This window comes from Paenibacillus sp. S28, from assembly GCF_016624415.1.
In the GTDB taxonomy this organism is placed as follows: Bacteria; Bacillota; Bacilli; order Paenibacillales; family Paenibacillaceae; genus Paenibacillus_AQ; species Paenibacillus_AQ favisporus.
Genome location: NZ_JACVTM010000003.1, coordinates 459,129 through 483,056 on the forward strand (window position 1 = coordinate 459,129; position 23,928 = coordinate 483,056).

A 23,928-nucleotide genomic window follows, 5' to 3' on the forward strand; every position below is an offset into this window, starting at 1 on the left:
TCCTTAGTGGGAGTGGTGATTCAGTGGTGTCAACAAAAGCTAGATTGAATCGTATGTTTAGTGAGCAAGGAAAATGCTTCGATGTTGCAATTGATCATGGTTTTTTTAATGAATGTTCTTTTTTATCAGGCATTGAGAATATGAAGCAAGCCGTTGAGACCATTGTAAAAGCTGGACCTGACTGCGTTCAATTAAGTGCAGGTCAAGCCATGCTGCTTCAAGATATTCCCGGCAAACATAAGCCAGGGCTCGTTCTAAGAACGGATGTGGCAAATATTTATGGAGGCTCCCTTCCGCGGTTTCTGTTCAGCGAGTTGATTGACCGAGCAATCGAACAAGCGGTGGTTCTGGATGCCGTCGCGGTATGTGTCAATTTGCTGTTATTACCGAATCAACCGGAATTGCATCATCAGTGCGTGCGTAATATTGCACAGCTTAAAACAGAATGTGAGAAATACGGGATGCCACTAATGGTCGAGCCGTTGGTCATGCAGCCGAATGAAGTAAAAGGCGCATACATGGTGGATGGCGATCTTAATAAAATCATGCCGCTAGTCCGCCAGGCAGTGGAGCTTGGTGCAGACGTCATAAAGGCGGACCCGTGCGATGATGTGAGGGAATACCACCGGGTAATTGAGATTGCTTCTGGGGTTCCGGTACTGGTTCGAGGCGGGGGCCGCGCCAGTGATGAAGAAATTATGTACCGCACCGTAGAATTGATGAAGCAAGGTGCTTCTGGGATCGTATACGGTCGCAATGTCATCCAACACCCGAATCCGGCCGCTATGACTTCTGCCCTAATGGCGATTGTCCACGAGAGAGCGGGAGCCGAACAGGCACTTGCGATTTTGAAAGGGGACCAGGCTTAATGGAGAAAAAGATCATTCGTTTCGGCGTCATTGGTTGCGGTCTTATGGGCAAGGAATTCGCTAGCGCAGCAGCAAGATGGTGTCATCTTGTGGATGTGGATTTCGAGCCGCGAATCGTGGCAGTTTGTGACGCTAATCCGGCTGCAACTCAATGGTTTAAGGATCATGTTCCAAGTGTGGAGCAAGCGTATACGGACTATCGGGAGTTGCTGGCGGATCCGTCGCTTGAAGCGGTTTACTGCGCAGTACCGCACAATCTTCATGAGCAAATTTATATCGATATCATTAAGGCTGGTAAGCACTTGTTAGGCGAAAAGCCGTTCGGAATCGACCGCCATGCGAATGCCGCCATCCAAAAGGCGCTTAATGACAATCCGGACGTTATAGTACGCTGCTCGTCGGAGTTCCCTTTCTTCCCCGGGGCGCAGCAAGTTGTCGAATGGGTAAATGAGGGGAAATTCGGACGCATTATTGAAGTCGAAGCGGGTTTCTGGCATTCCAGCGACTTGGATCCGACGAAACCCATTAATTGGAAGAGAAGAATCTCCAGTAACGGCGAATATGGCTGCATGGGCGATTTGGGTATGCATGTTCTTCATCTTCCCCTTCGATTCGGGTGGAAGCCTTCGAACGTTCGAGCGTTATTGTCCAAGATCATACCTGAACGGCCGGATGGCAAAGGCGGAGCTGCACCTTGCGAGACGTGGGACAATGCGCTACTTGCATGTGAAGTGAAGACGGACAGCCAGCAGTTTCCGATGCTCCTTTCTACAAAACGTATTGCACCGGGGCATGCAAACACCTGGTTTATCCGTATCCAGGGCACGGCGTTTTCAGCCGAGTTTACGACCAAAAATCCCAAGCAAGTTGCATCCCTCCCTTATGAGCCGGGAGAACAGCAGGCCTGGCATATCGTCGATGCGCCTTACAGATCCGCTTACTCCACCATTACGGGCGGAATATTCGAATTTGGTTTCTCTGATTCGATTCTGCAGATGTGGGCCGCTTTCTGTGATGAGTTGGCTCACCGTGGCGATATGCGGCAGCCTTTTTACTGTGCCACACCTGAAGAGGCGGAAGGAAGCCATCGCATCTTTACAGCTGCGCTCGAGTCGGAGCGCACTGGTGAAACAGTAATGTTAGATTGGGGGGATTAAGGTGAAGAAGGTTTCGGCTGATTTTGTAGTAGCCGGACATATTTGCTTGGATGTCATCCCCGAGATTTCGGGTCTTGCGAATGGGCTTGGCGATCTGCTTGTCCCTGGGAGGCTGACGGCGATCGGTCCTGCATTGATGTCTACAGGCGGAGCGGTCTCCAATACCGGACTGGCTCTTCACCGGCTTGGTTTTGCGGTTCAATTGATGGGGAAAGTAGGGGATGACCTTTTTGGAAAGGCGATATTGGATGGGCTTTCGAAATATAGTAGCGCTCTGACGGAAGGAATGATCCTTACTCCAGGAGAAATAAGTTCGTATACTGTCGTAATAAGTCCTCCAGGTGTAGACCGAGTATTCCTTCACGCAACGGGAGCGAACGATACATTTTGCGCGGAAGATATACAGACGGATCTGTTGGAGGGAACCAAGTTGTTTCATTTCGGCTATCCTCCGCTGATGCGTCGAATGTTCGAGAACAACGGGAAGGAGCTTGTTAGACTTCTATCAAAGATCAAGGCCCTCGGAGCAACGGTGTCGCTTGATACCGCCATGCCTGACCCGGCATCGGCTGCTGGTCGAGCCGATTGGCGTAAGATTCTCACTGACGTGCTCCCTTTTGTGGATATATTTCTGCCTAGCTATGAAGAAATTTTGTTCATGCTTCATCCTGAGATCTATCAAAAAATGGTGCGGGAATACGCAGGGAAAGATCTTTTATCCTGTGCAGACGGTTCGATGTTGTCATCGATGGCAGAAGAACTGTTGGGGATGGGTGCTGCCGTAGTCGGTTTTAAGCTGGGCGAATATGGTCTCTACATCCGTACTTCCAACGACACTGAACGGCTTTCCGCGATGGGAGCATGTGCGCCTTCATGTACGGTTAATTGGATGAATCGCGAGCTTCTCGTTCCCTGCTTTCAGGTCGAGGCTATCGGAACAACAGGTGCGGGGGATTGTACAATCGCAGGGTTTTTGGTTGGAGTGATGAACAGGCTTACCATCGAAAATACGATGCTGGGAGCCGTCGGTGTTGGAGCATGCAATGTGGAGCGAGCAGATGCGGTAAGCGGCGTGCGGTCCTGGAGGGATGTTCTGAGCAGAATTCATGAGGGTTGGCCACAGAGCGGCCAAATGATCCCGCTTGATGGCTGGCGTATTTTAGATTTACAGGGGCTGCGACTTTATGAACAGAATCATGAATGAAGGGGGTTAAAAGATGAATCTGAAACGAAGTGAGTTCAAAAAAGCACAGGCGCGTGCGGCTGAATTATTTGGTCGTGCGGGAATCGTATTGACGGAAGAGGAGCGGGAAGGTATCGAAATCGCAGGCTTCGGACTTGGAAACCTCGATCTTCAGGGCCTGGAGATTGTCACTTATGTTAATACAGAGCGTTATTGCGCGAAGGAGTTGGCGCTTTTCCCAAAACAGACATGTCCTGAGCATCTTCATCCCCCAGTGAACGGGGAACCTGGCAAAATGGAGACGTTCCGATGCAGATGGGGAACTGTTTACTTGTACGTGGAGGGAACACCGATGAGTAGCATTCATGCGATCGTTCCCAAAGGAAGCGAACCTGTGTATACGGTGTTTCACGAGATTGTTCTCCGTCCTGGTGAGCAATACACGATTCCATCGGGAATGAAGCATTGGTTTCAGGCAGGACCGGAAGGAGCGGTAGTGTCAGAGTTTTCCAGCACGAGTCGAGACGAATTTGACGTTTTTACTGATCCATCGATCGTAAGAATACCTGTCATCGAAGAGGATGAAATGGAACTTCCTTCCGCAGATTACGGAGCGCGCATAAGATCATGATGCTCCGGGCGAAAGCATAAGCGGCCCACCCCGCCGTGACTTAGAGAAGTTAGAGGAATCCAGAAGCGTTAGAAGGACGTATGGTGGGGCGATCTTTGAGGGAAAGGGCATCACGATACAGAAACGCTCAGGTATATTAACGGTAAAGAAATTGCGAATCGGAAGTAAGGCAGCAGCAATTCAACTTGGAAAATCCATCTTCATCGATGGGGGTACAACGTTCGAGCTTTCCTATAATTCCGCTCAGGAACATGGTACAGGTCAATGTAATATCCTTACATTAGACCATATAACAAGGAGAGCTTAGATGAGCGGAAAATTAACCTTTGATTATATTATCGTAGGAACGGGTCCTGCTGGCGCCGTCATCGCCAAAACATTAAGTGATAACAAAGAAGTATCGGTTCTTGTCCTGGAGGCCGGTGGGAACAACGATAAAGACACCCCCATTAGGGACTCTACATTCGCTCTGGAATTGGAAGAACAGTTCTTTCCCCAATATTTTTGGCAGGGGGAGGGGGTTCCGCAAGAGGAGCTGGATGAACGGGCATTTGAATGGACAACGGGACGCCTTTTAGGCGGAGGGTCATCGATTAACGGTGAGCAGTATGTACGTCCTACATCAGCCGTTTTCAGGGAATGGGAAATGCTCTTAGGTCCGCTGTGGTCACCTAGACGGGCCATTCGCCGATTCAAGAAATTAGAGAAGTATAACGGAGAAACCGATGATCTAAACGCCCGTGGATTCAATGGACGGATCGATATTAGGCAGGCCCCGGTAGACCCCACGTCTATGGCGGAAAAGCTCACTACAGCTATTGAGAAAGCTACAGGCTATCCGGAGATCCTTGACTATAACGATCCTAAAACTCCCCTGGGTCCATTTACCCGCTGGCAGTTGTATCAAAAACCAAATGGCCGAAGGGAAAATTCCTCCGCAGCCTTTCTCTCCCCGGACATCATGACGCCTTCCGGCCGCGGTGTAGACGGCAGGAAACTAAAAGTGTTCTTTAATTCAACGGCTCTGCGCGTGCTTTTTGACAAGAAACGCGCCACAGGGGTCGAATTCCTGAAAGAAGGAAGACGCATTCGTGCTTACGCCCAAAAAAAGGTCATCATATCTGCGGGTATCAATAGCGCTCAGCTATTAATGCTGTCCGGAATAGGCCCGGCTGCTCTACTTAAAGAAGCTGGGATCCCAGTGGTTTTCAGTAACCCGAACGTAGGGAAGAGATTGAGAAATCACACGCTTAACACTGCGGTGTTCACTACGAATCCGAACGATTCTGCCCTGCCTGCGAATGACCCGGATGCACTTTATACAGGGGGAGCCTTTTTGCCTGATCCGACGGGTGTAAACAGCAATCGCCGGGCTGTTCAACTGATTGGCATTGGTTCTGACAGCACGTTAACTTTAGCGGTTCTTTACTTGCGCCCCAAGAGCCGCGGCTCGATTAAGATCCAGAACAAGGATCCGCTTAAAATCGTGCTTGCGGATGAAGGATTTCTCGACAATCCGGATGACATGGAAGCCGTTAAAAATATTTTTAGAACTTATGTGAAAAATATAGCGGCAGAACTCGCATCCATCGATCCGTCATACCAGCTTGTTTCGCCGACACTGGATATGATTGAGGACGACTCCCAGTTGGAGGAGTATATTAAACAGAATTTCGACCATAATCATCACCAGCAAGGCTCCCTTCGTATGGCCCCGTTAAAAAAGGGAGGAGTAGTGGATCGAACGGGTCATGTGCATGGGGTAGAGGATCTGATCGTTGCAGATGCTTCCATCATCCCATTTACGGTGGACGGGAATACATCCGCCGCTACTTTCCTTATTGGTTATACGATCGCCAGGCAATTGGTCTCACCGGATAAAAAAGGCAGAAGACAGCCATCCGAGGGCGACGAAGAGTAATGGCCCATCTTATTCATCAAGAACACAAAAGTCCCCGAGTTTGAAACCCGGGGACTTTTATTTGGGGTGCAGCCACTATCATGAAGCGCTTTGCTCCTTGTTGCTCCTCAGCCCAAAAACTTAATGGATTCTTTGGTTTTTCTGGCAAATGCAATGGGATCATCGATCGACTCCCAGTGAACGTACATCAAGCGCGGATTCTCGAATAACCAGTGATTGTGGACGGCCGTTACTTTAATCCCGTTTTTGCGGAGATTGCTCAGCAAGCGGTTGACTTGATTTTGGAAGAGAGCGGTTTCGCCTAAACAGAGTGCCTTGCCTGAACTGTTCAGGGATTCGAAGGAGAAAAGTTGATAGCGGACCAAAGGAGAAGTGGTACGTCTTCCTAAAATCGAGGCTCTAATGACCCGGTTTCTGGAGACAAAACAAACCGGGCCTTTCGTAATTTCATGCTCGGTTCCACCTAAAATAGCTGAAAATTCGTCACAAAGCTTTTTAAAGCGAGGACTTACTTTAACTTGCGCCATCCGAAATCATCCTCCCATAAATGATATAAATGAACCTGCCCGTTTAACCGTGTTAGCCCAGGAATTTAATGGATTCCTTTGTTTTTCTGGCAAATGCAACCGGATTGTCAATAGACTCCCAGTGCATATACATTAAGCGAGGCTGCTCTTTCAGCCAGTGGTTATGAACTGCGGTTACTTTAATCCCGCGTTTACGGAGGTTCGACATCAATCGATTCACCTGATTTTGGTGAACGGCCGTTTCACCCAAGCAAAGCGCGCGGCCCGACTTATCAAGAGATTCGAAGGAAAACATTTGCATTTGAACCAAAGGGGAACGTGTTCTTTTTCCCAAAATGGTTTCTCTTAAATTCGTCATCCGCGTAACAAAACAAACCGGACCTGCCTCAATTTCCGATTCGCCCCCCAATATCTTTCCGAATTGGGTACAAAGCTTTTTGAATTGCGGGCTAACCTTTACTTGTTCCGCCATTGTAAGTCCTCCTTTAATCAAGTTCTATGTATCCTATGATCAAAGAGGAAAGAGGTATGGACTGATAGCGTAGGGTACTAGCATAAATAGCAAAATATCGACGCTGCATCATGAGCAGGCCGGTCCGTTATCTGAACCCACAACGCTTATTATTCACGGGCAGCATGACAAACGCTTGACGGGAAGAGGTATTTTGTGATAGTTTCATCCATATCAAATGAACAGGAGGGATAGAGCGATGACGATTTCTGAGATTGTAGATGATCAGGTGAACCTGTCTTCGGGAGCAATGCTGGGCAAGGTTCACCAAATTACAAATCGGATACCGGAGCTTTATCCTTCTATGCGTAGATATCGCGGGTGACTTCTTTATAGGATAGTCGCTTGTTTGTGTATAGCTAGGTTAATGTATCGCAAGAAAGCACCGGTAAACCGGTGCCTTTTTTGCGTTGTCTCCGTGTAAAAGGAGATCGTTAACGTTGAAGCACATCACGAAATATGAAAAAATCCGCCAGATCCTGTCTATCCTGAAACAACCGGATTATAGATACAAGCAAATCACAGAGGCTATTTTCAAGCAAAAAATCGGACATTTTGAAGAAATGACGAGCTTGCCAAAAGCCGTAAGAAACGAATTAATCAAGGAGATTGGTGACGATGTGCTGGGCATTACGCCCAAAATCATGCAGCAGTCCAAGCAAGTAAGCAAAATTCTTTTTGCCATCCCTGGCGATGAACATATCGAGTCCGTCAAGTTAAGTTATAAAGACGGATGGGAATCCTATTGTATCTCGTCCCAGTGCGGCTGCGGGTTTGGCTGTACCTTTTGCGCTACAGGAACGCTGGGGTTGAAGAGAAATCTCACAGCGGATGAAATCACGGACCAGCTTCTTTATTTCCATTTGAACGGCTACCCATTGGACAGCGTGTCCTTTATGGGGATGGGCGAGGCCCTTGCAAATCCGTATGTGTTTGATGCCTTACATGTGCTAACCGATCCTGAGCTTTTCGGCCTGGGGCATCGGAGAATTACGGTGTCTACGATAGGCATACTGCCTGGAGTAAAGAAATTAATGAAGGATTTTCCGCAGATGAATCTAACCTTTTCTCTTCACTCCCCATTTCCGGATCAGAGAAGCGAGCTCATGCCCATCAATCATCATTTTCCGCTGGAAGAAGTGATGAAAGTGCTTGATGAGCATATTCAAACGACGAAACGAAAGGTATACATTGCTTATATCCTTTTGAGGGGAATCAATGACTCGGCCAAACACGCTGAAGCGGTTGCTGATTTACTGCGGGGAAGAGGACCATGGGAACATTTATATCACGTCAATCTCATCCCTTACAATGCCACCACGGCCACCCCGCAAAGTTATAAAGAATCGGATCACAGCGGAATCAGCATGTTCCTTAAAATCTTAAAGACCAAAGGAGTCCATGTTACCGTCAGAACCCAGTTCGGTTCCGATATTAACGCAGCATGCGGTCAGCTGTACGGATCACAGTAGCAAACATGGACGAATCTAAAAATTGAGCCGGGTTCCCTAATCTATTGATCCAGGCCATCTATGCTCCTTTTTCATCTACTAGAATGACTTCAGTTAAAAGGAGATGACGATAGATGGCCTCTACCATTCGTGTTGTAGGTATTTTTACGAACGGTGCACGGTCGAGTGCAACGGCCGAAGAACGCCAAGCCAGGTTTAATAACGATTTAACCCTCGCAAATGCAGCATGGGGAACCGGTTTTGCTCCGGGTGTAAGCTGCGGGCTTCGATTTGCTTCATTAAGAATATTCGATCATCCGGATGTCACGATCGATGCGAGTACCGTGTCTAACGTCAATGACCCAAGAGTAGCGAATCTTATTACTCAAGCGAGAAACACTCTTAATGATGCGACCGCCATATACGTTGTTTATCTAAGCGGAGACAGCTTATCGCCGGGATCGATCGGAAACGGAGGACCGGAATTCACCTTTTTCCGGAGCACAACGGATTATGGACTCATAGGCCGTGTTGTATTGAGTGGTAGAGCTATTGACACGTATGCATTTGCGCATGAGGCAGGCCATGTATTATTTGGACGCTTTTTGGACAACAGCAACCCCGGGAGTTTTACGATCAATGATCCTTCGAACCCTGGCAGTGCCCACAGCAATAATCCACAAAACCTGATGTATCCCATTATTCCATCAAGTGATCCAATCATTAATTCGGCTCAGTGTTCGGTTGCCAAGCAGAGTAAAGTGATCGCACAAAATGCCGCGAGTTCTTATCTGAGAAACAAGAAATTAGGGAGCGCCCGGAAGAAGAACAACCGGCCAATGGTGAAAAAGCTCAATAATACCCTGACTGCGATAATGAGAAGAATGAAACCGGATGTAAGCCGACGCAGACGCACCGCGAAAGCCATTTCAAAGGCAAGAAAGCCATGCTGTAGACCCGCCGCAAACCGTCGGCGGACTTTGAAGAAAAAATGAAGTGACTCAACCAAGTAACCGTTCCGTCTGTCCGGACTTTCTCCGATGTTCATTATGCGAAGGCACTCCAACCTGGAGTGCCTTCTTCACGTGGTGCTCGTTAAGACAAACCGAACCGAGAGTCGTGATATTCGCCTAGAACGTTTATGCATTTGCCCTAATAAGATGTTGTTAGCCTTAGCAATGTTAGAATGGAGGAGGAATTTACAGATGCCGAAAAAAAAGGCCGTAATCTCAACGAAAAAAACATCTTCCAAAAAGCCGCAGCGGCATGTACATGAATTTGAAGGCAGTACCCAACTGGCTGAAGAAGGCGAAGAACGTCATAACCATCGTTTTGCCGGGGTTACGGGTCAAGCCATTCCTGTAGGGAATAGCCATGTGCATGAAATTGATCTGACAAGAACCGATTTTTTTGATCATTTTCATAATCTGAAAAAAATTAGAACCGGACCAGCGATTTCAGTAGGGAATGGGAAACACGTCCACTTTGTTACCGGCCAAACGACATTAAATGACGGTCACGTCCACAAATTTAAATTCGCCACGCTAATTCAATCCCCGCTCGTTAATTGAAATCAGCATGGAAAAAAGCCGGAGTTTCCGGCTTTTTTTGATCCATAAATAGGATACAATGCATACGTGATCTGCTCAGTATTTCTCCAAGTGGTAATAGTTGCGCGGGGATTTGCGGTATTGCCCAGGGCTCATGTCGAACATTTTTTTAAAAGTCCATTGAAAATGGGTGACGTTGTTGAACCCGACCGAATGAGCGATATCCGTAATCCTCTGGTTCGTATACAGGAGCATTTCCTTGGCCCGCCAAATGCGTTTGAAGGTAATGAACTCCACGACGGAAAAGCCTGAATTTTGCTTGAATACGCGGCTCAGATAGGATGAATTCACTCCGATAAAATCGGCGATACGGTCCAGAGTGATTTCTTCGGCATAGTACTGCGCGATGTATTCCATGGCTTTGGATACAACGGGTTTGAAATGAACATGCGACGCGTCCTCCATCTTAGAATATGGGGAATTGTCCTCATAACCTTCTTTGATCTCCAGTAAAATCCATTGCAGGAGTGACTTGATTTTTTGGCTTGAATAACGGTTTTGATGGTCGTAATGCTCTTGCAGCTGACTGAAGCCAAATTCGAGCTTCTTTTTTAAAGGTTCATTGACTCTAAGGCAATGGGAGAACCCCGGCTCGCGTTTTTCGAACAATGACAGCAGATTGACCTCGTCCTGCAGCGGATCGGTTTCGGCAAGCTGCCGGTTGAACATAAGTACTTTGGCTTCAAACGGTTCGTTGTTGATCAGCTGGCTTTTATGGAGCTCCTGATTGCCGATGACGAACAGGTCGCCTGGTTCAAACACATAGGTTTTGTTATCGATATAAAACTGCCCCCGTCCCGATAAGACATAGAACACCTCCAACTGCTCATGCCATTCAAAGGGCATCCGCCACTCTTCCTCGTTTAGATTCGTAAATATTTGAAATTCATCGAATCCCTGAAACGTTTTTAATGAATCGGGCAGACCATCCTTTGGGGAGATATTGTTCTTGTGTTTATCCATCTTCATCCTCCCCCGGTTTTATTGGTTTATATGAGATATGAGCTGCCATAGATTTTGCGAAAGGATTCGGTTTTCCGAAGCTCGCCATCTTTCGAAGCGGACTGCACATGTCTCAAATAGTTCTCCTTGAACGTTCTGCCTCCGGAACCTTGACTGACATGCGAATCAGCGGCTTGAAGCTTGGCTTCCCATGTGTCAGTGACATCCACCGTATAATTAGGTTCATCCGACCAGAGGAGGTAGACCTCGCGCGGCTTCCACGGCTGAATGCCTTCTTCCAGATGCTCCGGATAATAACCGTAGCCGTCGGCCAAATAAGCGGCTTCGGCAGCGGCCAGACCGAGGGCGCGATGGTCGGGGTGGAATTCCCATTTTCTCCAGGCGTCCAAAGTGATCACCACATCGGGTTTTTCATTCCGGATCAGGCGGAAGATGCGTTCCTTCAAGTCCGGCTGTTCGCTTAAGGTTCCGTCATCGAATCCGAGCTGGATCACTTGATTCACGCCCAGAATGCGGGCGGCATCCGCCATTTCCTTTTCGCGGGTCTGGGCTAATTGTTCCGGCTTTACTGACGTATCCTGCGTTCCCCGATTCCCGTTCGTCGCGATGGCGATGGTTACCGAATGGCCTTGTTCGGCCAGTTTGGCCAGCGTGCCGCCGCAGGATACTTCGTCATCGGGATGAGCCGTGATTACAAGTACGTTCCACTTTTCCATATGAAACCCTCCAGTTCATTTAGGTTTTGAATCGTTATCCCTTTAATCCGCCCAGGGTAATTCCCTCGATAAACTGCTTTTGCAGCAGAAAAAAAATAAGGATCATGGGCCATACGGCCAAGAGCATGCCTGCCATCAGTACCGGATAATTTGTCGTGAACTGTCCCTGAAGGGAGGCAAGTCCGACGGCCAGCGTCATTTTGTCCATCGAATCATTGACGACAAGCGGCCAGAGGAAGTCGTTCCACGACCATAGGGTAGAGATGATCGCCACGGAAATCAATCCCGGCTTTGCTAACGGGAGCATGATATTCCAGTAAATGCGGAAGGGATTGCACCCATCGATCCTGGCAGATTCCTCGAGTTCCGAAGGAAGCCCAAGAAAAAACTGACGCAGCAGAAAAGTGGAGTACGCGCTGAACATACCGGTTACGGTAATGGCTTTCAGGGAGTTCAGCCACCCCAAATCTTTCATTAATAAGTACTGGGGAATCAGAAAGACTTGGCCGGGCACCATCATGACCGATAAAACCAGCAAAAACAGCAGGGTTCTGCCGGGAAAATGAATTCTGGCAAAGGCATAAGCGGCCAGGGAACTAAATAATAAACCGAAAAGCACCTTGACGAGCGTCGTTACAACCGTATTCCAATAAAACGTCATAAAAGGAAGCAAGTCGGCGACCTTTTGGAAATTGTCCCAATGCAGCTTGCCCGGAAGAATCGTGATCGGGATCCGGGTAACTTCATCAGGAGCTTTTAAGGAAGTAAGAAGTGACCATAATACAGGGACAACCATAAGGAACGACCCGACCATGAGCACGATATGGATGATCATAGGCTGGAATCTTCGTTTCTGTTTTGCATGCGTGACTGTGGTCATCTTTGCGGCCCCTCCTTAATCATAATGCACCCATTTTTTCTGCAGTTTGAATTGGAGCACCGTTACGATCAGAATAATGATAAATAATAGAACGGCAATGGAAGATGCATATCCCTTATCATTTTTAATAAAAGCTTGTTGATAGAACAAGTAGACAACTGTATTGACATGATCGATGGCTACCGTGCCGACCATCATATAAATGAGATCGAATACCTGCATGGCTCCGATGAGCGAAGTAACTGATACGAAAAACAAGGTCGGCGTGATCAGAGGGAGCGTGATCCGGAAAAATTGGGACACTCGGCCAGCGCCTTCGATGGAAGCCGCTTCATAAAGCATAGGGGAAATTCCCTTAATCCCCGATATGATAATGACGGCTTGAAGACCAACCGCTCCCCATACAGCTACGCCAACGACGGCGACGAGAACGGTTCGGGAATCCGTCAGCCAGCTAACTCCGTGAATCGAAAGCAGCTTCAGACCGGCGTTCAGCAGCCCGTAATCGCCATTTAATATCCATTTCCAAGACATGGCGATGGCAGCCGGCATCAACACGGACGGCAGGAAAAAAATCGTCCTATACACCGATATGCCGCGCACTTTGCTGCTCAGCAGAACACCCGCCAAGGTGGACAGAATGACAATCGCAGGCACATAGATGATCACGTATTGAAGCGTGTGCAGAAGGGAATGGTATACGGCCGTATCACGGATCAGCCTGATGTAATTGCTCAGACCTGTCCAATGATAATTGCCAAAATCGCTCCATTCCGTGAAGGATAAATAAATGGTCCGCAGTACCGGCCATATGAACAACGTGCTCATGCCGAACAGAAGGGGAAATACCATGGCGTATCCCCATCCATATTCCCTTCTCTTCAGCTTTGAACGCTTGGCGTTGAAAGAGGATGGTTGTTTTGCATTCATCACATGAGTTTCCCTCCGATGCAATGACGTTTATGGATTGGATGCGATGGCTTCGTTCACGGCCTTGGCATACGCTTTGGCGGCTTCCTCAGGAGTGGATTCACCTGTATAAGCACTTTTCAGGTACTCTTCTTCCAAACCGTCGAGCTTGGCATTTTGCGGTCCGCGCGGTAATGCTTTTGCAGCGTTAGCCATATCCAGCAAGTTCTGCAGGTGGAACTGGGGGACCGATTTGAGCCACAATTCCTGTCCGCCATGAAATGCAGGCAGTGCGGTTCCGTCTTCCCCTTGGATATCGGCAGATTCTTTGGAACCCAAGAAATCAAGGAATTCGATGACTTCTTTAGGGTGCTTCGTATTAGCTGCACCTACATTAGCCAGCCCATGAATGACGCTTGTTCTCAACTTATCTTTAGGTAGAAGAGCAACATCGACATTGTTCTTGGTATACTCATTGGTGGCAAAATCTTTGACATTCCAAGACCCGTCTACCAGCATGGCTACTTTGCCGGATCTAAACAAATCTTTGGGCGACGTATCCGTCATTTGGGCAAGCGTTGGAGAAACCTTATACTTGTGAATCAGATCGGTCTGAAGCTGGAGGCCGCGAATGCTCTCCGGAGAATCGTACAAGGATTTCTTTCCGTCATCCGTATAGAATCCACCCCCGGCTTCAAGTATTGTATTGTAATATCCTGTTTGTCCCTGGAACTGAGCGGGAAGCCCCCATATGCCATTGGCCGGATCAGTTAATTTCTGCGCGGCCTCGACGGCCTTGTTCCAATCCCATGTTTCATCCGGATAAGGGATGCCTGCTTGATCAAATAAACTTTTGTTGTACCATAAACCGATAGCGTCCATGTCTTTGGGTACCCCGTAATGTTTGCCATCGTATGTATAGATGTCAACGAGGCCCTGAGGATAATTTCCAAAATCGAGGCTTGTGTCTTTCGCGTAGTCGTCCAGATTCAGCAGTTGATTGTTGGATGCATACTTCGGCAAACTTGCTCCGTTAATCCAAAATACATCGGGGAGGTTTCCTCCGGTAGCTGCCGTTTCCAATTTGGTCCAGTATTCATTCCATGGGGTTAACTTGATCTCAACATGGATATCCGGATGCTGTTCCTCGAATTTCGCGATAATTTTCTCCATGGCCGGCTGTTGGACTTGATCCCACAGTCCGTATGTCAGCGTGACATTGCCAGAGGCGGACTCTGATTCGTTGGACGAATCGCTGGCTGAATTGCCGGCTCCGCACCCGGAAAGAAGAAGTGTGAGCATAACCGTAAAAATGAGGATGGATGCATAATTTTTGTTCATATCCGTTTGTCACTCCCCTATGAATTAAATAGAATAAATCCGTGTAAACCACTAGGATTTAATGATATTTAATATCTTAGGATAATCTATCGTGATTTTCAAATGATTCCTTGCGTGAAACATTAGATATTTTTACCTTTTGCTAATTTATTTTTTTGAAGAATATAGCATTGGAAATGGAGGGGAAGCCTCCAGTGCGGCGGTCTTTTTCTATATGCGCATGAACGGTGTAGGATTATAGTTATAACTAAGCCCTATCATATAAAAGATCATGCTTGAATAGGAGGGAAACGCATGGCATCCGGTACGGAGACAGGCACATACGGCTTTCGTTTCACGGCGCCTTCGCACTTGGCGCTGTGCGAATTGTTTGCGGTCGGGCGGGACGAGATCAGGCATCCGTCGTACCGATGGGACGGGGAGGAGCGGAAAGACGGTCCGCTGCTGCTGTTCCAGTATACACTGGAGGGTGAGGGCATGTTCGAGTCGGGGACGGAGACGTACCGGATCGATCAGGGACGGGCGATCATGGCCGAAATCCCGGGTGATCACCGCTACTATTTTCCGGCGGACGGGTCGCACTGGTCCTTCGTGTTTATTCTGATGCGGCCATCGCTCATCCTGCCGAATTGGGAGGAAGCAAAGCTGCGATTGGGAGAGGCTCCCTACTTTCCGCCCACAAGCCGGCCTGTCCGCGCGCTGCTGGAGATTTGGGATCAGGCGGGCCACGGCCGGATTACCGACCCTTACACGGCATCTTCCTGTGTATACTCTTTCATTTCTGAGCTGTGCCGGTATGCGGTAGCGCCGCATGACGAGCGCCGGAACTGGCCGGAGAAAGTGCGCCAGGCCGCCGAGTATATGGATGCGAATTACCGCTTGATGATCAGCCTGGACCAGTTGTCGGACCGGCTCGGCTGGTCCAAATACCATTTGCTGCGCACGTTTGCGGCTGCGGTCGGCCAGACGCCGAGCGAATATTTAAACCGGGTCCGCATTGAACAAGCGATGCGGATGCTCCGGCAGACGGATATGAGCGTTGAACAGATCGCGGAGCAGGTCGGATATTCCGGCGGCAGTTACCTGATCAAGGTGTTCCGCAAAATGACCGGGCTGACACCCGGGGGCTTCCGCTCCGAAGAGGGGCAGCTGACGTTCAGCCGGATGTTTTTTGAAGATTATAACGTCGATAGACGTTTTTCTGATTAGTCGGTTTTTGAACCGCAATATTTTACTATTATAGACGAAAGATTACTATGGAATCGTCATTCTTCCTGGACGTAATATAGGAGGCGTAAAAGCAATTTTATTATACGAAATCAATTCGGGAGGAACGTCATGCAGCATCATTCGTTTGCACCAACACCCCCTATGGGATGGAACAGCTGGGATTGTTACGGCGCAACCGTTACGGAAGCGGAAGTTCGGGGCAATGCCGAATATATGGGGCATCATTTAAAGGATTACGGCTGGCAATACATTGTCGTCGATATTCAGTGGTACGAGCCGGGAGCGGTCTCAGACCTGTACAGGCCCTTCGTCCGGCTGGAAACCGACGGCTACTCGCGCCTCATTCCAGCAGTGAACCGCTTTCCGTCTGCGGAGGGAGGCCAGGGCTTCAAGCCGCTGGCGGATTACGTACATAGCCTTGGACTAAAATTCGGCATCCATATCATGCGCGGTATTCCACGGCAGGCCGTACATGATAATACGCCGATCCAGGGCACGAACGTTACGGCCCGGGATATCGCCCATACCTGCTCTTTCTGCGGGTGGAACACGGACATGTATGGCGTCGACGCGGGCAAGAAAGGGGCTCAGGAATACTATAATTCCTTGTTTGAGCTGTACGCCGAATGGGGCGTCGATTACGTCAAGGTGGATGACATTGCGGATTCTTGGCTGCACGGAGGGCCGCATTTGGCGGAGATAGAGCTGATCCGCAAGGCGATCGACCATGCCGGCCGGCCGATGGTGCTGAGCCTGTCGCCCGGACCCGCACCTGTGAAGCATGCCGATTTCCTTGAAGCCAATGCCAACATGTGGCGGATGACCGACGATTTCTGGGACCGCTGGCCGCTGCTGCTTGATATGTTCAACCGCTGCGAGACCTGGCAGGGTCGGCCGAAGCCCGGCTGCTGGCCGGATTGCGACATGCTCCCGCTGGGCCGCATCGGCGTCCGGTGCAGCCATCCCGACCGGATGACGAACTTTACGCGTGACGAGCAGCTGACGATGATGACGCTGTGGACGATCTTCCGCTCGCCCCTCATGTTCGGCGGGGAGATGCGTGACAACGACGAGTGGACGTTATCGCTGCTGACGAACCGGGACGTGCTGGACATGCATCAGCACAGCTTCGGCGCCCGCCAGGTGAGACGGAGCGAAGGCCGAGTGATATGGGCTGCTGAGGGTCCTCAGGGCGAGCGTTACGCCGCGCTGTTCAATACCGGCGAGGAGGCTGCCGAAGTTTCCGTATCGCTGGCTGAGCTAGGCATTTCCGGCTCGGCGCATGCGCGAAATTTGTGGACCGGAGAGGAGCGCAGGGAGCTGGGCGGCACATTGGCTTCTGCCGTTCCGCCGCATGGAGCCGCTTTGTTCCGGCTTATAGCGGAATAACGACCCTTTTGTTGATGCAGACATGATCAGAGGAAGTCTATCTTTTATAGATAGGCTTCCTTTTTGTTAAGATGATCGAATTCATAAAGCTTTGTACGGCCTGGCTGCCCGATGTGACGATATATCAATTAGATGTTGGTATAGATCATTGTTTAAATGAGGGGAGTCATTTACAATTTTTTTAAATTTAGTGCAAGTCATATAGAGATACAATTGATATCTCGAGAGATATATGGAGGTGTTCCGAAAAAACAGATGAGACCATTTTGATAGGAGAAATGGATGGGGTCAGAGCGTTTCTTGCTTATTAATGAAAGCGTTTTCGAATGATTGGCTGGGAGTGGATATTGTGGTCCCCCGTCAAATCTACGAATCTTTAGGGAAGGTGACACAATGCGCATACGAGAGTACAGCACGAAAGGCATATCTTTTAGGAAATTCCTTTACATACTTCCGTTCATGCTTTTGCTTGCTGTCTTTGCCTACTATCCGCTATACGGATGGGTCTATGCATTCTTCGACTACTCGCCGCCGATTCCGTTGTCCAAATCTCCGTTTGTCGGCTTACAGTGGTTTCGTTCCTTGATCGAAAATCAGGTCAAGATCGACCAGCTGCTCCAGGTCATCAAGAACACGTTCGGGATGAGTGGATTGGGACTGCTGTTCTCCTGGCTCCCCATGATTTTTGCCATATTCCTGAACGAAATGAAGGCAGTGCGGTTCCGGAAGTTTGTGCAGACGGTAACGACCCTGCCGAATTTTATCAGCTGGGTACTGGTATATTCTTTGGCGTTTTCCATGTTTTCCAGCGAAGGCATCGTCAACGGTCTGTTGAAGCAGCTGGGACTGATCGATTCCCCGATTTTATTCCTTCAGAACTCCGATCATGTCTGGATCACCATGTGGTTGTGGACGATCTGGAAAACGTTAGGCTGGTCCGCCATCTTGTACATAGCGGCGATTACGGGAATTGATGATTCCCTTTATGAGGCGGCCCATGTGGACGGGGCAACGAGAATGCAGGTGATATGGAACGTCATCCTGCCGAGCATGCTCCCGACGTATTTTGTTCTGCTGATGCTGCAGATCGCCAGCTTTCTGAATAATGGCTTGGAGCAGTATTTCGTATTCCAGAATGCATTCAACAAGGAAAATATACAAGTCCTGGACCTGTATGTTTATAACCTGGCGATGGGGGGCGGCAGCTACTCCGTATCGGTCGCGATCAGCATGCTGAAGAGTTTGATTAGTGTTGTTCTTCTCTTTTCGGTAAACGGATTCTCCAAATTGTTAAGAGGAGAGAGTATCGTATGAGAAAAGCAGTTCAGGTAAGCCCGACCGACAAAATGATCACCGTATTGATCTACGTCCTTTTTTCCCTGTTTGCTTGCGTGTGCGTCTATCCGTTTTACTCCATCATCATTAATACGATAAGCGCAAACGATATCAGTGCCCGGGGGGACGTCGTCTTTTATCCGCGGAACATCCATTTCCAGAACTATTTGGACGTTTTTAAAATACCGGGACTGGGGAATGCGGCTTTGATCTCCCTGGGCAGAACCGTGATCGGAACCCTGCTGACGGTAGGGGCCTCCGCCTTTTTGGGATTCATGTTCTCCCAAGAGGATATGTGGGGGAGAAGATTCTGGTACCGGTTCACCGTGATCACCATGTTCTTTAACGCCGGGATTATTCCGTGGTATCTCACCATGCGCTCCCTGCATTTGACCAACAATTTTTTGGCATACATTCTGCCGACCATCGTAGCCCCGTTCTTCATTATTCTGGTCAAGACCTTCGTGGAATCGACGCCGAAGGAATTGCAGCAGGCGGCAAGCATCGACGGAGCGGGAACGATGATGATCTTCTTCAGGATCATATTGCCGATAAGCAAGCCGATCTTGGCGACCGTCGCGATATTTACTGCAGTGGATCAGTGGAACTCTTTTCAGGATACGCTGCTGCTCGTTACGGACAGCAAATTATACACGCTGCAATTTATTCTCTATAACTATATCAATCAGGCGAGCTCATTATCGACCATGGTTAACCTGCAAAATGCCGGTTCGACGGCCATAGCCAGTCTAGCCACAGAGCAAACCACGACTTCCATTCGCATGACCGTTACTATTATCGTCGTTGCCCCCATATTGCTCATCTACCCGATCTTCCAGAGGTTTTTCGTCAAGGGAATTATGATCGGGGCGGTCAAAGGTTGATTTTCACTTGATATTAAAATGGATTTAGGAGGATGGACAATGAGTAAAAGCAGGAAAGCAGCAAAAAAATCGGTCATGCTATTGTTCGCTTGCCTCTTCATCGCCTCGGTCGGGCTGGCCGGCTGTGGAAGCGCATCCAATGAGGAGTCGGGTACCGATACTAAGACTTCCCAGAACAACACCGCCATCGATCACAGCAAGCCGCTGACGATTACGGTGTTCGATAACGCGGCGAATTACCAGGGCGAGCAGACCGGATGGTATGGCAAGCTGCTTAAAGACAAGTTTAATCTGACGCTGAACATACTTGCTCCGCAGGTTGCCGGGGATCAGTTATACAAGACGAGGTCGGCAGCAGGAAATTTGGGGGATCTCCTGATCATCGATAACAGTCAGCTGGAAGAGCTCATCCCGGCTGGTCTCATTATGGACTTGACGGATAAGGTCAAGAACACCAAGTACTTGTCCCAGTATGTGGATAATCACTTCAAACCTTTCAACGAAGCTTTCGATAAAGTGAATCCGGACGGCAAAATTTATGCGTTACCGACGTTTACAGCCGATACTTCGCCAACGACCTTCTCGGAAGACCAGCCTTATTCCAGCCCCATTTTGCCCTGGGATTATTACAAGGGGGTAGGGGCACCCAAGCTGAACAATTTGACCGACCTTCTGAATGTACTAAAAAAAATGCAGGAGAAGTATCCCAAGACTCCGGACGGGAAGCCGATCGTTCCGATCACCCTGTGGAAGGATTGGGATGGCGGAGGGATGGAGAACGTACGCTGGCTGAGCAACTGGTACGGCTATGAGCAGCCCGACGGAACTTCAACCTTACAGCTGAATGCAAAAGGCGATATTGTTCCGCTCATTGATGATAACAGTATGTACAAAAAGATTTTGCAATTTTATTTCACGGCCAATCAGATGGGGCTGATCGATCCGGATTCCGCGTCGCAGGATTGGAACAAAGTCTCCGAAAAGCTGACCAACAAACAGGTGCTCCTCTTATGGTATTCCTGGCAAAGAGGGTTCTACAATTCCATTGAAAGGGGCACAAACGGCGACGGCTATGTTTCAGTCCCGATCGCGGATTCCCGGATCATTCAGACCAGTGACGCTTATTACGGCAACGGGAGGGTTTTTGCCATCGGTTCAAAGGCCAAAAATCCCGAACGAATCATGGAATTCCTGGATTGGTCGGTTTCTCCCGAGGGCTTGCGGTACTACACGAACGGCTTTGAAGGGTTCAATTACGAAAAGACGGATGACGGCAAGTTTAAGCTGACCGAAACAGGGCAAACAGCGTTCCAGAAGAACACCCCCGTACCGGATCAATATGGAGGCGGCGGATACCAGGACGGACAGAGCAAGATCAACAGCATGATCATGAGCGATTTTGTCAAGGACCCGGACACCGGCGAATTCTATAACAGTAATTACTGGAGTTCCACTATAGAAGCGAACAAGACCGCCCTGACCACGGACTGGCAGAACACCTACAACGCCAAGAACGCAACAGACTACTATCAGAAAAATAAGATGATCGACATCGTGCCGAATATTAATACGAGCTTTGGTGTTGACTCATCGGATATTAAAAATAAACGCAGCCAGATTTCGGACTATGTAAAAAATGCATCCTGGAAAATGGTGTTTGCGAAGGATCAGGCGGAGTTTGACCAGCTGTGGGCAAAGATGAAAACGGATGTGGCCGGTCTCGGCTGGAATGACGTACTTGCTGCGGATACGGCAAAAGCGCAAAAAATCGTTCAAATGCGTTCCGAGGCATCGGCCGGCAAATGAAAGCAGCCGCTGTGAAGGCCGGTGAATACCAACAATGAAGGGAGACGTTACACATGCTTCGAATCGTACAAGTTGAAAACGGGTTGGTGCAGGGACTGCCGGCAGCCGACCCCCGAATCACCAGTTTCAAAGGAATCCCATTCGCCGCTCCGCCCGTAGGCGACAACCGGTGGCGTGCCCCGCAGCCCGCCCAGGACTGGGATGGCGTGCTTAAGGCGCACGAATTCGCGCCGATCTCGATGCAGGTAAGGCAGGAGATCGACGAAAACAATATCTATACCCGGGAATGGGCCGTGGAACCTGACATCGCCATGGACGAGGACTGTCTCTACCTGAACGTATGGACACCGGCCAAACGTACCGATGAGAAGCTGCCGGTCTATGTATGGTATTTTGGCGGAGGTCTTCAGGTCGGCCATACGGCTGAAATGGAGTTCGACGGTGAACGCATCGCCAGAAGAGGGATCGTGGTCGTCACGATCAACTACCGCCTCAATGTGTTCGGATTTTTATGCCATCCCGAAATTACGGCTGAAGCGCCCGAAGCACCGGCTAACTTCGGCAATCTCGATCAGCAGGCGGCCACCAGATGGGTCAAGCGCAATATCGCGGCTTTCGGCGGCGACCCGGACAACATCACGATCGGCGGTCAGTCCGCCGGCGGCGGCAGCGTGATGACCCAGCTGACTTCGCCTCAGAATGAGGGGCTTTTTCAGAAGGCGATCATTCAAAGTGGAATCTATACGAAGCTGTATCCGGGGACTCGCGTGCCTCCGCTTCGGAGTCATTTGGCTGAGGCCGAACAGGATGGCGTGAAATTTTTTGAATACCTTGGCGTATCTTCACTTGCGGAAGCCCGGCAGCTGGATGCCGTCACTCTCCGCGACAAGGCTGTGCAGTACAAGGGATTCTGGGGCACCGTCGCAGATCAGGTGTTCAGCGTAGGCAGCCCGTTTGAATTGTTCCTTGAGAACAAGCGCTGGAACGTGCCGGTCATGTTTGGCCACACGTCCTCCGAATTTATCAGCGTTCCGGACGTCCATACGCATGAAGAATTCAAGAAGCTGGCTGAAGACATGTTCGGAGATGATGCGGATGCGTTCCTGGAGCTGTGTGGCGCACCATCGGCCAATGTGGAGGAGAGCCGACAGAAGGCCTCGGTGAGCGGCATCGAATATGCGATCCGCATCGCCGCACAGGCCAATGCCGAGATCGGCTCCGGTACGCCATTGTACTATTACAATTTTGATGCCGAGATCCCCGGCTGGGATGATCCGGGCACCTTCCACTCGGTAGATCTCTGGTTTTTCTTCGAAACGCTGGCTAAATGCTGGCGGCCCTTTGTCGGCAAACATTACGATTTGGCCCGCCAGATGTGCAATTACTGGGCGAACTTCATTCGTAACGGTGATCCGAACGGGCTGGATGCAACGGGAGAGGAACTGCCGCGATGGGAGCCTTATACCCCGGAAGCCCCATATGGGATGCTCTTTGCTGATCAGGCCGAATTTTCCCAAGAGCAGCCGAGCGAGATCATAAAATTTCTGGTGCACCAATATTTCAAGAAGAACAGACCCGTCTTGCAACCAGAGGCTTAGTATGACGTGATATGGATATCAAGCTTGTTTATGCTCCTGGAATTTTCTTGGCGAATAGCCTGTCAACTGTTTGAACTGTCTGCAGAAGTGCTCCACATTTTGATACCCGCATCGGGAGGCGACTTCAGCAATGCTTTGGGTGCTGTGAATTAAATATTCTTTGGCCAACCGGATTCGGCTGTTGATGACGTCTTCCATGCAGGTGACCTTAAAGGTTTTTTTGTAGATGCTCTGCAGGTAGCCTGGGCTGATTCCGAGATATTCGGCCATTTTCGCAATCGTCCAGTAATCGCCAGGATCGTTCTGGATCGCGGTTCGAAGCTTCAACAAGTTATAATACTGAGGCGTAATCGGTTCATGAAAGTAAGATTCCAACAGCTTGTTGAACAGCGTCCGCAGCAAACAGTCGATGGACGAAGCCCTGTAATCCCGATGAAAGTTGTGTTCGATGGTCAACAGTTCAAACAGCTTGCGACAGTAGTCCGGATCATCTAGGGAAAAGGGGACTCCGAGCGGCAGCGGCGATTCCGTAATATAGGGTTCATTGGATTCAAAGCGGATCCAGTCATTGATGAATTGATCGGCGCAGGCCCGATAATACACTTTCTGCTGCGGGCGGTAGAGGATAACGCTGTGCGTAGGATATTCCTTGAGTGCACCATTGACCCAGAACTGCGCGGGAGTCTTGGTGATGACAAGAAGCCAGTGATGACCCACGGGAACATCGATCACAAAGTTGCTTGGGTGCGTCGTGTTATACTCAACAAAATGAATATGGGCCATCCTTATCCCTCCTTGAATGATGTCTCTACTATACTATAACAAGGAAAATATGAACGAAACCCTATGAGTTCTACCTTAGCATCAGGTAATATGTTCAGTGAACGGATCATGAGATGATCCACCGTATGCAAGCGCCTCGCGGCTGTCGTCAATTCGCCGCGGGGCGCTTGTTTGTGTCAAACCTTGGGCGACTATATTTTTAGGGGGAACATCTTGAGTTTGTGAATTGTAAGC

General features: G+C 49.3%; 22 protein-coding genes and 1 pseudogene. 15 read left to right on the forward strand and 8 right to left on the reverse strand.

The features are described from left to right. Window positions 1-26: 26 nt before the first annotated feature. The 6 genes from IAE55_RS10690 to IAE55_RS10715 are packed head-to-tail and all read left to right on the forward strand — an operon-like array spanning window position 27 to window position 5,761. Window positions 27-869, forward strand: coding sequence for a class I fructose-bisphosphate aldolase (locus tag IAE55_RS10690; RefSeq protein WP_325168625.1), 843 nt, complete (start codon window positions 27-29; stop codon window positions 867-869). Continuing rightward, window positions 869-2,026, forward strand: a complete 1,158-nt coding sequence (locus IAE55_RS10695; protein ID WP_200632046.1) for a Gfo/Idh/MocA family protein — start codon at window positions 869-871, stop codon at window positions 2,024-2,026. Before IAE55_RS10690 ends, IAE55_RS10695 begins: the two co-directional genes overlap by 1 nt. A gap of 1 nt (window position 2,027) precedes the next feature. Further along, window positions 2,028-3,230 carry a carbohydrate kinase family protein gene (locus IAE55_RS10700; protein WP_200632048.1) on the forward strand — a complete coding sequence of 401 codons (1,203 nt, stop codon included), beginning with the start codon at window positions 2,028-2,030 and terminating at the stop codon, window positions 3,228-3,230. Between the two features lie 13 nt (window positions 3,231-3,243). Further along, the gene (locus tag IAE55_RS10705) at window positions 3,244-3,840 is read left to right on the forward strand and encodes a D-lyxose/D-mannose family sugar isomerase (protein ID WP_200632051.1); all 597 of its coding nucleotides are present in this window, start codon (window positions 3,244-3,246) and stop codon (window positions 3,838-3,840) included. 16 nt (window positions 3,841-3,856) lie between these two features. Next, window positions 3,857-4,147 (forward strand): DeoR family transcriptional regulator, encoded by a 291-nt coding sequence (locus tag IAE55_RS10710; protein WP_200632178.1) that lies wholly within the window; start codon window positions 3,857-3,859, stop codon window positions 4,145-4,147. Continuing rightward, on the forward strand, window positions 4,148-5,761 hold the full coding sequence (locus IAE55_RS10715) for a GMC family oxidoreductase (protein ID WP_200632052.1): 1,614 nt from the start codon (window positions 4,148-4,150) through the stop codon (window positions 5,759-5,761). 107 nt (window positions 5,762-5,868) lie between these two features. Here IAE55_RS10715 and IAE55_RS10720 read toward each other — a convergent pair whose 3' ends face one another. Both IAE55_RS10720 and IAE55_RS10725 read right to left on the reverse strand, forming a co-directional pair. Then, window positions 5,869-6,288, reverse strand: coding sequence for a DUF1259 domain-containing protein (locus IAE55_RS10720; RefSeq protein WP_105444004.1), 420 nt, complete (start codon window positions 6,286-6,288; stop codon window positions 5,869-5,871). A 52-nt stretch (window positions 6,289-6,340) separates the two neighbouring features. Then, a complete protein-coding gene (locus IAE55_RS10725) occupies window positions 6,341-6,760 on the reverse strand; it encodes a DUF1259 domain-containing protein (RefSeq protein ID WP_105444003.1) in 420 nt (139 codons plus the stop codon). Between the two features lie 479 nt (window positions 6,761-7,239). Here IAE55_RS10725 and IAE55_RS10730 point away from each other — a divergent pair, with 479 nt between their 5' ends. From IAE55_RS10730 to IAE55_RS10740, 3 genes are all read left to right on the forward strand, one after another. Further along, on the forward strand, window positions 7,240-8,271 hold the full coding sequence (locus tag IAE55_RS10730) for a Cfr family 23S rRNA (adenine(2503)-C(8))-methyltransferase (protein ID WP_200632054.1): 1,032 nt from the start codon (window positions 7,240-7,242) through the stop codon (window positions 8,269-8,271). Between the two features lie 113 nt (window positions 8,272-8,384). Further along, window positions 8,385-9,245, forward strand: a complete 861-nt coding sequence (locus tag IAE55_RS10735) for a hypothetical protein (protein WP_200632055.1) — start codon at window positions 8,385-8,387, stop codon at window positions 9,243-9,245. A gap of 210 nt (window positions 9,246-9,455) precedes the next feature. Continuing rightward, a complete protein-coding gene (locus IAE55_RS10740) occupies window positions 9,456-9,821 on the forward strand; it encodes a YmaF family protein (protein WP_105444000.1) in 366 nt (121 codons plus the stop codon). 75 nt (window positions 9,822-9,896) lie between these two features. Here the strand turns inward: IAE55_RS10740 and IAE55_RS10745 are convergent, their stop codons facing one another. The 5 genes and pseudogenes from IAE55_RS10745 to IAE55_RS10765 all read right to left on the reverse strand — a co-directional run bounded on the left by IAE55_RS10745 (window position 9,897) and on the right by IAE55_RS10765 (window position 14,669). Beyond that, complete coding sequence (locus IAE55_RS10745) at window positions 9,897-10,823, reverse strand: AraC family transcriptional regulator (RefSeq protein WP_163877909.1); 927 nt, start codon at window positions 10,821-10,823, stop codon at window positions 9,897-9,899. Window positions 10,824-11,203: 380 nt separating this feature from the next. Beyond that, window positions 11,204-11,539: pseudogene (locus IAE55_RS34345) on the reverse strand (PIG-L deacetylase family protein); the annotation flags it as partial. Between the two features lie 34 nt (window positions 11,540-11,573). After that, on the reverse strand, window positions 11,574-12,419 hold the full coding sequence (locus IAE55_RS10755; protein WP_105443997.1) for a carbohydrate ABC transporter permease: 846 nt from the start codon (window positions 12,417-12,419) through the stop codon (window positions 11,574-11,576). Between the two features lie 15 nt (window positions 12,420-12,434). Continuing rightward, entirely contained in the window at window positions 12,435-13,349 is a 915-nt protein-coding gene (locus IAE55_RS10760) for a carbohydrate ABC transporter permease (RefSeq protein ID WP_200632056.1), read from the reverse strand. Between the two features lie 30 nt (window positions 13,350-13,379). Then, entirely contained in the window at window positions 13,380-14,669 is a 1,290-nt protein-coding gene (locus tag IAE55_RS10765) for an ABC transporter substrate-binding protein (protein WP_234489431.1), read from the reverse strand. Window positions 14,670-14,963: 294 nt separating this feature from the next. On the opposite strand from IAE55_RS10765, the gene IAE55_RS10770 reads away from it, so the two are divergent. The 6 genes from IAE55_RS10770 to IAE55_RS10795 all read left to right on the forward strand — a co-directional run bounded on the left by IAE55_RS10770 (window position 14,964) and on the right by IAE55_RS10795 (window position 22,911). Then, window positions 14,964-15,878 (forward strand): AraC family transcriptional regulator, encoded by a 915-nt coding sequence (locus IAE55_RS10770; protein ID WP_200632057.1) that lies wholly within the window; start codon window positions 14,964-14,966, stop codon window positions 15,876-15,878. A gap of 129 nt (window positions 15,879-16,007) precedes the next feature. After that, window positions 16,008-17,288: a glycoside hydrolase family 27 protein gene (locus IAE55_RS10775; protein WP_200632058.1), complete on the forward strand. Its 1,281-nt coding sequence runs from the start codon at window positions 16,008-16,010 to the stop codon at window positions 17,286-17,288. Between the two features lie 393 nt (window positions 17,289-17,681). Beyond that, window positions 17,682-18,602, forward strand: a complete 921-nt coding sequence (locus IAE55_RS10780) for an ABC transporter permease subunit (RefSeq protein WP_105443992.1) — start codon at window positions 17,682-17,684, stop codon at window positions 18,600-18,602. Continuing rightward, complete coding sequence (locus tag IAE55_RS10785; protein WP_105443991.1) at window positions 18,599-19,507, forward strand: carbohydrate ABC transporter permease; 909 nt, start codon at window positions 18,599-18,601, stop codon at window positions 19,505-19,507. Before IAE55_RS10780 ends, IAE55_RS10785 begins: the two co-directional genes overlap by 4 nt. Before the next feature lie 39 nt (window positions 19,508-19,546). Next, window positions 19,547-21,313: a hypothetical protein gene (locus IAE55_RS10790; RefSeq protein WP_200632059.1), complete on the forward strand. Its 1,767-nt coding sequence runs from the start codon at window positions 19,547-19,549 to the stop codon at window positions 21,311-21,313. A 53-nt stretch (window positions 21,314-21,366) separates the two neighbouring features. Beyond that, window positions 21,367-22,911 carry a carboxylesterase/lipase family protein gene (locus IAE55_RS10795; RefSeq protein WP_200632060.1) on the forward strand — a complete coding sequence of 515 codons (1,545 nt, stop codon included), beginning with the start codon at window positions 21,367-21,369 and terminating at the stop codon, window positions 22,909-22,911. A gap of 18 nt (window positions 22,912-22,929) precedes the next feature. On the opposite strand, the gene IAE55_RS10800 is transcribed toward IAE55_RS10795, so the two are convergent. Then, on the reverse strand, window positions 22,930-23,694 hold the full coding sequence (locus IAE55_RS10800; protein WP_200632061.1) for a helix-turn-helix transcriptional regulator: 765 nt from the start codon (window positions 23,692-23,694) through the stop codon (window positions 22,930-22,932). Between the last annotated feature and the right edge of the window lie 234 nt (window positions 23,695-23,928).

Bases quoted from the DNA above. Each gene is read 5' to 3' on its own strand.
- IAE55_RS10695 (WP_200632046.1), top strand. From the start codon at position 869: ATGGAGAAAAAGATCATTCGTTTCGGCGTCATTGGTTGCGGTCTTATG.
- IAE55_RS10705 (WP_200632051.1), top strand. From the start codon at position 3,244: ATGAATCTGAAACGAAGTGAGTTCAAAAAAGCACAGGCGCGTGCGGCT.
- IAE55_RS10715 (WP_200632052.1), top strand. From the start codon at position 4,148: ATGAGCGGAAAATTAACCTTTGATTATATTATCGTAGGAACGGGTCCT.
- IAE55_RS10720 (WP_105444004.1), bottom strand. From the start codon at position 6,288: ATGGCGCAAGTTAAAGTAAGTCCTCGCTTTAAAAAGCTTTGTGACGAA.
- IAE55_RS10725 (WP_105444003.1), bottom strand. From the start codon at position 6,760: ATGGCGGAACAAGTAAAGGTTAGCCCGCAATTCAAAAAGCTTTGTACC.
- IAE55_RS10735 (WP_200632055.1), top strand. From the start codon at position 8,385: ATGGCCTCTACCATTCGTGTTGTAGGTATTTTTACGAACGGTGCACGG.
- IAE55_RS10740 (WP_105444000.1), top strand. From the start codon at position 9,456: ATGCCGAAAAAAAAGGCCGTAATCTCAACGAAAAAAACATCTTCCAAA.
- IAE55_RS10745 (WP_163877909.1), bottom strand. From the start codon at position 10,823: ATGGATAAACACAAGAACAATATCTCCCCAAAGGATGGTCTGCCCGAT.
- IAE55_RS10755 (WP_105443997.1), bottom strand. From the start codon at position 12,419: ATGACCACAGTCACGCATGCAAAACAGAAACGAAGATTCCAGCCTATG.
- IAE55_RS10760 (WP_200632056.1), bottom strand. From the start codon at position 13,349: ATGAATGCAAAACAACCATCCTCTTTCAACGCCAAGCGTTCAAAGCTG.
- IAE55_RS10765 (WP_234489431.1), bottom strand. From the start codon at position 14,669: ATGAACAAAAATTATGCATCCATCCTCATTTTTACGGTTATGCTCACA.
- IAE55_RS10770 (WP_200632057.1), top strand. From the start codon at position 14,964: ATGGCATCCGGTACGGAGACAGGCACATACGGCTTTCGTTTCACGGCG.
- IAE55_RS10775 (WP_200632058.1), top strand. From the start codon at position 16,008: ATGCAGCATCATTCGTTTGCACCAACACCCCCTATGGGATGGAACAGC.
- IAE55_RS10780 (WP_105443992.1), top strand. From the start codon at position 17,682: ATGCGCATACGAGAGTACAGCACGAAAGGCATATCTTTTAGGAAATTC.
- IAE55_RS10785 (WP_105443991.1), top strand. From the start codon at position 18,599: ATGAGAAAAGCAGTTCAGGTAAGCCCGACCGACAAAATGATCACCGTA.
- IAE55_RS10790 (WP_200632059.1), top strand. From the start codon at position 19,547: ATGAGTAAAAGCAGGAAAGCAGCAAAAAAATCGGTCATGCTATTGTTC.
- IAE55_RS10795 (WP_200632060.1), top strand. From the start codon at position 21,367: ATGCTTCGAATCGTACAAGTTGAAAACGGGTTGGTGCAGGGACTGCCG.
- IAE55_RS10800 (WP_200632061.1), bottom strand. From the start codon at position 23,694: ATGGCCCATATTCATTTTGTTGAGTATAACACGACGCACCCAAGCAAC.